A 9396-nucleotide genomic window follows, 5' to 3' on the forward strand; every position below is an offset into this window, starting at 1 on the left:
GTATTTTCCCAATGACCAATGACCTAAAATCAAGGAGCTGATAGATGCTAACCGAGTTAAGACCAGCCATCACTTATTATGAAACTTTTATACCGGGTAAAAAAGATGCTGTTGTTGTCTTACAGAATCTCTTACAAGCTGGTATTTTTGAGACTTATGTAATGTACGAAGGGAAAAATGAGGTTCGTATTGCAGGCAATGAGTTAGTTAAGGTGTCAGTCAGCCAGGATGCTGTCTCATTAAAAGGGATGGGAATGTCTTCTTCAGTACCCGTTACTGATCCTTTTCAACAAGTGGCAGAATTACTCAACGCTTTGCCGATTGAAGGGTGGACAGCTTACGGGTATGTGGCATTTGATATCGCTGGTTTTTATTCCTCATATTCTAAAGCAATCCAGCAAGACCTTTTATGCTTTTTCATTCCAGAGATTGAACTGCGTTTTACTGGCAAGGGAGTTTATGTTAAAACTAATCGGTCAGTGGAGCAAGTTTGTAGTTTATTATGTATAGAGAGTGAAATTGCCAATTATGTGCCAAAATCCCTAGTTGTTGATTTTGGCGATCGCGAACGCTACCAAAACCAGATTACTACTCTAATTGGGGCAATCCAAAACTCAGAGCTACATAAAGCTATTCTGGCTCGCTCCCTGAAAATTACTGGCGAGTTAGACGTACTAGGAACTTACGTCGTTGGGGCTAAAGCCAATAATTCAGCCCGTTCTTATTGCTTAAATATCGGTGATGTTCAGGCGGTGGGGTTTAGTCCAGAAATTTTAATGGAGGTGAGTAAAGATGGCTTTGTCACTACAAATCCATTGGCAGGAACTCGACCTCGTGGTGAAAGCTTGGCAGAGGATACTCGATTCAATGGTGAACTTTTCACAGATGCTAAAGAAGTAAAAGAACACGCGCTTTCGATTTGGTTAGCGCAAACTGAAATATCCTCACTTTGTTTACCAGAAACGGTTCAGGTTTTTAAGTTTATGGAAGTCAAAAAATATCGCTGTGTGCAACATCTATCATCACGGGTGGGTGGTCAACTCAAACCGGAAAATACGCTGTGGGATGCGTTGAAGATTTTATTTCCCGGAATTACCGTGTCTGGAATTGATAAAGCCAAAGCTTTAGAATGGATTGACCGCCTAGAAGATGAACCTAGGGGAATTTATGCCGGGGGTATCGGCTGGGTTAATAGTGAGGGAATGGCAGATTTAGCGATTGCGATTCGTTCGGTTTATCAATATGGCAATTGTATTTCTCTAAATGCTGGAGCGGGTATCGTAGCTGAATCGATTCCGGAAAACGAATACATGGAGTCGGTTAACAAAATGAACACCATGTTGACGAATTTGGTTTTGAAGTCTAGCACTTAAGCCATGAGCCAAATAATTATCGGTCATGGACTGGAAATTCTGGAAACAAATCACATCAAAGAATACATTGAGCGCTCCGGGGAAGATTGGGAAATGGAACATTTTACAGCAACAGAACGTAGGACTCCTGAGTTGGGTTCTAGCCGTATCCAATACCTTGCCAGTCGTTTTGCTGTCAAGCAAGCTGTGTTGAAAATTCTGGGTATATCTGTACGTCCAGATATTTCCTGGCTGGATATGGAAGTGCAACGGTTGCCAACGGGTCAACCTGCCCTTGTTTTATATGGTAAATGCCAAAAAATAGCAGCGGAATTCGGTATTACTAAATGGCTACTGAGTATCAGTCATACCTCATCTTATGTTGCTGCCAGTGTACTTGCTCTTAGGGGTAATGTCACTGACTTAAGGCTGGTGGGCAATGCCCACCCTACGGTATAAGCTGTAATGCATTTAAATTGGGAATGGGTAGCGAGCAAGATGCTCGCACTACAAGGATAGATAATCATGACTAATAACTAATAACGAATGACCTATGATTAAAAGCCCCGTTGGTATTCGCTCACTAGCAATTCGCTTTCCCCGCCTAATTCGTACTAATGATTATTGGCAAAAAACATATCAGAATCAGGGTAAACTCAAACGAAATAGGAACTCTAGATCGACACCTGACTATACAAACGATAACTCTGGACTAACGATGTGGTCACAAGCGGTAGCTCCCTATTTACCTGATCCCTTCCGAGGTTCTGTTGAACGACGGGTACTTGGTGCGGATGAGTCTTCACTGATGCTGGAATGTCAAGCGGCGCAAGATGTACTCAGTGCAGCCAATTTGAAGGCAGAAGACATTGAACTGGTAATCGTCGCCTCCATTTTCCCTGAGGGGATCGGATTCGGCAATGCTGCCTACATTGCCCGTAAACTGAACTTGCACTGTCCGGCTTGGAATCTGGAATCGACTTGTTCAAGTGCCTTAATCGCCCTGCAAAATGCCTCTGCATTGGTGCAAACTGGAGAATACCAGAATGTATTGGTTGTGGTGTCTCATCTGGGTTCTAATGCTGTAGACAAGGAAGATTCTCTATCCTGGTCTATGGGTGATGCAGGGGGAGCATTTATCGTCGATTTCCTCCACCCTAATCAAGGCATCCTCGGTAGTAAGATCGTACATACAGCAGCAACCTGCGAGGCTTACAGCCACGAACTGGAACTAGACCGCCAAGGGAAACCTCGGATGCGTACTCGCACCGGGGAGAACCCCAGTGTACTTGCCGAAACCGCCGTGGAATTTGTCCGTATCTGCTGCAAAGGCGCGATCGCATCGGCTGGTGTTACCCTTGACCAAATTGACTTTTTTGCCTTTAATACTCCAACAGCTTGGTATGCCAGTGTCTGTACTCAAGCATTGGGTATTGATCCAGAACGTACCCTGAATCTCTACCCTCGATATGCCAATATTGGACCCGTCTTTCCCCTCGCTGCTTTGTACCACGCGGCACAATCCGGTAAACTGCGCGAAAACGATTTAGTTCTCGCCTACACCAACGGCGCCGCCGCCACCGCCGCCGCAACGGTAATGCGCTGGGGTGATGTCGCATTGGGTTCAGTTCCAGCACCTCCAATCAGTGTTACTCCAGCACAAGAAAAAATTCATGTACCCGCAGGAAAGGCTACTCCAAAAGAAACGCTATCCAGAGAACAACTCCTCGCGGCTCAACCCAAAGAACAACAGGAGATACTAGAAACCTATCTTCTGAACGTTTTAGCCAGCTTACTTCAACATCCCTCATCCAATCTCACGCCTGAGCAATCCCTCACATCATTCCTAGACTCGTTGATCGTTCTGATGCTCAAAAGCCGCATCGAAACCGATTTACAGGTGCGAGTCTCAATCGAGCAATTCTTTGGGGAAAGTACGATAACTCAACTGGCGAAACACCTGCTTAACCAATTCGCTTTGGCAAACTTAATGGCGTCAGGTTTAGGCTCTGTTACTGATGTTAGTGAAGCAGAAGACAGAGAAAAATTAAGTCTTTAAAGAAATAACTAATCCGCCCATAAACAAACTTTAAAACTTACAACCATGGACTTAAATTCACTGTTAACCCATCTCTCCAATCAAGGCGTCAAACTGGCGGCGAATGGAAATTCCCTAGATGTTGATGCCCCCAAAGGGGTAATAACTCCCAACCTGCGTAGCAGCTTAGCTGAACATAAAGCTGATATCCTTTTATTGCTGCATCAAAACACGAAGGACGCGCCACGGCAAAACGTGCCATGGCTACCCAAAATTGTGCCAGCACCCAATCAGCGTTACGAACCCTTTCCCCTAACTGATATGCAACATGCCTTCTGGGTGGGTCGTAGTGGTGTATTAGAACTCGGTAATGTCGCTAATCATGGTTACTATGAAATCGAAGGAAAAGACTTAAATTTAGACCGATTAAACCAGACGCTGCAACAATTAATTGAGCGTCACGATATGCTACGAGCCATTGTTTTACCCGATGGTCAGCAGCAGATTCTGCAAACAGTCCCTGCCTATCAAATTGAAGTCTTGGATTTGAGGGGAAAGGATGCAGAAATTGTTACGGAAAAAATACAAGCCATTCGCGATCGCATGTCTCATCAGGTGCTACCTGCTGACCAGTGGCCCCTATTTGAATTTCGAGTCACCTGTTTAGATGAAGGGCGCGTCCGGTTGCACGTTAGTTACGATTTGCAAGTCTTTGATGCGTGGAGTCTATTTCGTCTATTTGATGAGTGGTTTAAACTCTATCAGCATCCTGAGATGGCTTTGCCCCCGTTAGAGATTTCCTTCCGGGATTATGTCTTGGCAGAGCAAGGGTTGCAAGAGACACAATTGTACCAGCGATCGCAAGAGTATTGGTTTAGCCGCCTAGACAGTTTACCCCCAGCCCCAGAGTTACCCTTAGCCAAGACTCCGAAAGAACTCACCCAACCTAGGAATAAACGGTATGAGGGATACCTCAACCGCACTGACTGGCAGAATTTGCAACAAAAAGGGACAAGTGTCGGTTTAACCCCCTCTGGCGTTCTACTGGCTGCCTTTGCCGAAATCTTAACCCGTTGGAGCAAGAATCCCCAATTTACGCTGAATCTTGCCCTATTTAATCGCCTCCCCTTGCATCCCCAAGTCAATGATATTTTAGGAGACTTTACCTCCGTAACCCTTTTAGCCGTAGACAACTCAGCCTCCGAGTCATTTCGCGATCGCGCCGTTCGTCTGCAAAAACAACTGTGGCAGGATTTAGAACACCGTTATTTTAGTGGAGTGCGGGTGGTGCGGGAACTATCTCGCCGGAAAGGGGCTACCCCCAGCGCCATGCCTGTGATTTTCACCAGCACCTTGGGTTTCCGTTCCCTGGGACAAGAAACCCTAACCTTTAGTCATTTCGGTGAGTTAGTTTACGGTATCAGCCAAGCGTCTCAAGCGTGGATGGATATTCAAGTCTGGGAGGAAAAAGGAGAATTAACCTTTAACTGGGATGTGGTGGAAGAACTTTTCCCCGAAGGTTTAATTAACGATATGTTTGAGGCGTATTGTCGTTTCCTCAAACAGCTAGCCACCTCTGAGTCAGCCTGGGTTGAGACGAGGCGACAACTTTTGCCTTCCTCTCAACTGATGCAGCGAAATGCGATTAATTCCACTGATGCACCCCTTCCTGACAAACTGCTGCATGAATTATTTGCCGCCCAAGTACCCACACGGGCGCATGAAACTGCAATTATCTCGCCCCAGCGTACCCTGACTTATCAGGACTTATATGAACAGTCTAATCAGGTGGGTCAGAAGCTGCGCTCATTGGGCGCAACTCCTAACCAACTGGTAGCCGTTGTCATGGAAAAGGGATGGGAGCAAATTGTTGCCGTTATGGGCATTTTAGCGGCTGGTGCTGCTTACGTTCCTATCGATCCCAACCTACCTCAAGAACGGTTGCAATACCTGCTCGAAAATAGTGAAGCTGACATTGTGCTTACCCAATCTTGGCTCAATGAAAAATTAGCATGGGCTGAAGGTATTCATCGGCTGTGTATAGATAAAGGAGACTTTGCAGAAGAAAGTAAGGAACCACTCCAGCCTGTCCAAACTCCTGACGATTTAGCCTACGTTATCTATACATCCGGTTCCACAGGGTTGCCTAAAGGAGTGATGGTTAGCCATCGCGGAGTGGTTAATGCGATCGCGCAAACCAATCAATCCTTCAATATTACGGCAAGCGATCGGGTGCTGGCACTCACCGCTCTCCACCATGACATGTCAGTTTATGACATTTTTGGCATCTTAGCCGCCGGAGGAACAATTATCCTACCTGATGCGGCTGCCACAAAAGACCCTGTCCACTGGGTGGAGTTAATGCTGAGGGAAAACATCACCATCTGGAATTCGGTACCCGCCATGATGGAGATGTTGTTGGAATACGTTGGCAACCGCTCTGAATTACTGCCTCAATCGTTGCGTTGGACATTTCTAGGAGGAGATTGGATTCCTATTACTTTACCTCAACGTCTGCGATCGCTTGTTGAAAACGTCCGAGTCGTCAGCGTTGGTGGTCCGACTGAAACCACACTTTGGAATATCTGGTACGTCGTGGAAACCGTTGATGCTGCGTGGAAAAGCATCCCCTACGGCAAACCTATTGCCAATACCAAATACTACGTTTTAAATCAGGCATTAGAAGATTGTCCCACCTGGGTTCCTGGAGAACTCTGCTGTGCGGGAGTTGGGTTAGCAAAAGGTTATTGGTGCAACGAAGAAAAAACTCGTGCCAGTTTCATCATGCATCCGCGCACTGGGGAACGGATTTATCGTACCGGAGATTTAGGGCGATATCGTCCTGATGGCAACATTGAATTTTTAGGACGAGTAGACTTTCAAATTAAGATTCGGGGACACCGCATTGAAGCCGGAGAAATTGAGACAGCTTTGACCCAGCATCCAGCCGTGCGATCGGCAGTAGTTACCGCAATGGGTGAAGAACACCATAAACAGCGTTTGGTGGCTTACATTGTTCCTGACGAAAGCTTAGCTCTAACTGAGGGACAAGCTGACGCTCATGAACCCCATCAACTTGAAGGCGTTGTAGTCGATGCCACAGAGCGAATTGAATTTAAGCTTAATCAACCGGGATTACGACAACTTCAACCCGATCAAGCCAGTATTGAGTTACCGAAACCGGAGTTCGATGAAGTCCTTACTCAGGCTTATTTACAACGCCAAAGCTATCGGAAATTTCTGGATAAACCTATTCCTTTAAGACAGTTTGGTCAGTTTTTAAGCTGCCTGCTACAGATGAAGCTGAAGGGTTCTCCTTTACCGAAATATCGCTATGCTTCTGCTGGGGGACTTTATCCGGTACAAACGTATTTGTACATTAAATATAACCGGGTGGAAGGGTTAGAAACTGGTTTTTACTATTACCATCCCGCCGACCACCGTTTGGTATTCCTGACTGCTGCACCGGAAATTAAGGGCAGTATCTATTTTGAAAAAAATCAGCCAATTTTTGAGCGATCGGCGTTTTCACTATTTTTAATTGGACAACTGAATGCGATCGCTCCCATGTATGGGGAATTGTCCAAAGACTTTTGTTTACTGGAAGCGGGTTACATTAGCCAATTAATAATGGACACTGCACCAGACTATGAAATCGGACTTTGCCCCATTGGGGCTCTGGAGTTTGAAGAACTGCGAGATGGTTTGCAACTAGAATCCAATCAGATTTTGCTCCACAGCTTTGTAGGCGGAGGGATAGACTTAGCTTGGACTAAGCAGTGGTTGCAACCTACCCAGCAAAAGCAACCCGACTCTCTGGTGTATGAGTTACGCCAATTCCTACAACAGAAGCTACCCGACTACATGGTGCCTTCTGGGTATATTGTCTTAGATGCCCTGCCGTTGACAGCTAACGGTAAAGTAGATCGCCGTGCCTTGCCTGCACCAGAGAGTCTTCTTCCCCAGACTCAAACACCTTATGTAATGCCCCAGACTGAAGCCGAGCAATTCATGGCTAATCTTTGGCAAGAGGTATTCCAAATCGATCGGGTGGGGATTCATGACAACTTCTTCGAGTTGGGGGGAGATTCCCTAAGGGCTACCCAAATCATCTCTGCGATCAGAGCAAAATGCCAAGTGGATTTGCCCCTGGCGAGTTTGTTTAATAAACCTACTGTGGCTGACTTGGTTGAGCAAATTAAGAAGACTGCTGGGACAGCCCAAAAACTGCCCGTTCTTAGTAGTGCTGCGCTAGGCGATCGCGAGGAGGGAGAGCTATGAAAACTGTTGAAGAGCTTTTATCTTACTTTCACACTCTGGACGTGAAGCTTTGGGTTCAGGATGACAAATTGCGTTATAGCGCCCCCAAAGAAACGCTAACACCAAACCTACTGGCTCAACTAAAAGAGCGCAAAGCTGAGATCGTTGAGTTTCTGCAAAAAACGGCGTTTGGCTTCAGTTCCAGTGTTGAGCCAATTCAACCCGTTCCACGGACTACAGACTTACCCCTATCTTTTGCTCAACAGAAGATGTGGTTAATTAACCAACTAGAGGGGAATAATCCTACCTACAACGAATCTGTAGTAGTGAAAATCAGCGGTTCGCTCCAAGTCGCAGTTTTAGAGCGAAGCTTCAGGGAAATCATTCAACGCCATGAAGCCTTGCGAACCACCTTTAAAACTGTGAATGGGCAACCAGTCCAGGTAATTTTACCCACCTTCGCCTTCACACTGCCAGTCATAGACTTGCGATCGGCTTGCAGCAGCACGCCAGCGCGATCGCTTAGCCTCGTTGCCGGAGAATCGTTTTCCAAAACACAGCAGGAAGCCGAGGTGCAGCGCCTGCTTGCTGAGGAAATACAGCAACCGTTTGACCTCACCAAAAGCCCGTTAATGCGCGTAAGATTGCTGCAACTGGGACAGACAGAGCATGTACTGCAAATTGTGATGCACCACATTGTCTCAGACAATCAATCAGTCGGCTTGATTTTTCAAGAGTTAAAAGCACTTTACGAAGCCTTCGCGAGCGCTAAACCCTCACCCCTTCCTGACCTCCCTATCCAATATGCCGACTTTGCTGTTTGGCAAAGGCAATATTTGCAGGGAGATTTGCTTTCCAAAGAGCTGACTTACTGGAAGCAGCAACTCGCAAAGGCTCCAACTGTTCTCCAGCTTCCTACTGCTCGATCGCGTTCTCCAGTCCCAACCTTCGCGGGAAAAACACAATTCTTCGTGCTGCCCAAGACGCTGATTGAGGCGCTTAAAGCAACTAGCCGCGCAACCGGAGCCACTCTATTCATGACACTGCTAGCGGTATTCAAAACCTTACTCTACCGCTACACAGGGCAAGAAGACATCTTAGTCATTTCGCCCATGACTTACCGCAACCGAGTCGAACTGGAGAACCTAATTGGTAACTTCATGAATATTTTGGCACTCCGCACCGACCTGTCAGGCAACCCAAGTTTTAGGGAACTTTTGGGTCGAGTGCGTGAAGTGACTCTAGGGGCATACGAGCACCAGAACTTGCCTGTTGAAATGCTATTGCCACAACTGCAACTGGAACACAATTCGAGCCAAACGAATCTATTTCCAGTAGGGTTTGTCTTTAATTCATCAATGCCAAACTCCGAACTGTCGGACTTAACCCTAAGTTGGCTGAAGGTCGATAGCCCAACAGCGAAGTTGGATTTGACCCTGTACCTAGAGGAGACACAACAAGGACTTAGCGCCAGTATCGAGTACAAAACTGACCTGTTTGATGCTGCCACGATCGCTCGCATGGTAGGTCATTTTCAGACCTTATTAGAAGGCATTGTAGCCAACCCCAACCAGCGCCTATCAGACTTACCCCTGTTAACTTCAACCGAACAGCATCAATTGTGGGTGGAGTGGAACAATACTCAGGCAGATTATCCCAAACATGCCTGTATTCACCAGCTATTTGAAGCCCAGGTGGAGCGTACCCCTGATGCTGTGGCAGTGGTGTTTGAGGATGAACAGCTCA

The 9396-nt window shown here is 46.5% G+C and carries 5 protein-coding genes; all 5 read left to right on the forward strand.

What is annotated here, in order from left to right; all coding sequences use genetic code 11:
- Positions 1-44: 44 nt before the first annotated feature.
- On the forward strand, positions 45-1373 hold the full coding sequence (locus RID09_RS15585) for an anthranilate synthase component I family protein (protein WP_446336839.1): 1329 nt from the start codon (positions 45-47) through the stop codon (positions 1371-1373).
- Positions 1374-1376: 3 nt separating this feature from the next.
- Positions 1377-1811, forward strand: a complete 435-nt coding sequence (gene acpS / locus RID09_RS15590) for a holo-ACP synthase (RefSeq protein WP_446336840.1) — start codon at positions 1377-1379, stop codon at positions 1809-1811.
- Between the two features lie 94 nt (positions 1812-1905).
- The gene (locus tag RID09_RS15595; protein WP_446336841.1) at positions 1906-3411 is read left to right on the forward strand and encodes a 3-oxoacyl-[acyl-carrier-protein] synthase III C-terminal domain-containing protein; all 1506 of its coding nucleotides are present in this window, start codon (positions 1906-1908) and stop codon (positions 3409-3411) included.
- A 45-nt stretch (positions 3412-3456) separates the two neighbouring features.
- Positions 3457-7671: an amino acid adenylation domain-containing protein gene (locus tag RID09_RS15600; protein ID WP_446336842.1), complete on the forward strand. Its 4215-nt coding sequence runs from the start codon at positions 3457-3459 to the stop codon at positions 7669-7671.
- On the forward strand, positions 7668-9396 hold a 1729-nt coding region (locus RID09_RS15605), incomplete at its 3' end, for a condensation domain-containing protein (protein WP_446336843.1). The genes RID09_RS15600 and RID09_RS15605, both read left to right, overlap by 4 nt.

The sequence above is a fragment of the Coleofasciculus sp. G1-WW12-02 genome (genome assembly GCF_040219735.1).
Lineage (GTDB): Bacteria > Cyanobacteriota > Cyanobacteriia > Cyanobacteriales > Coleofasciculaceae > Coleofasciculus.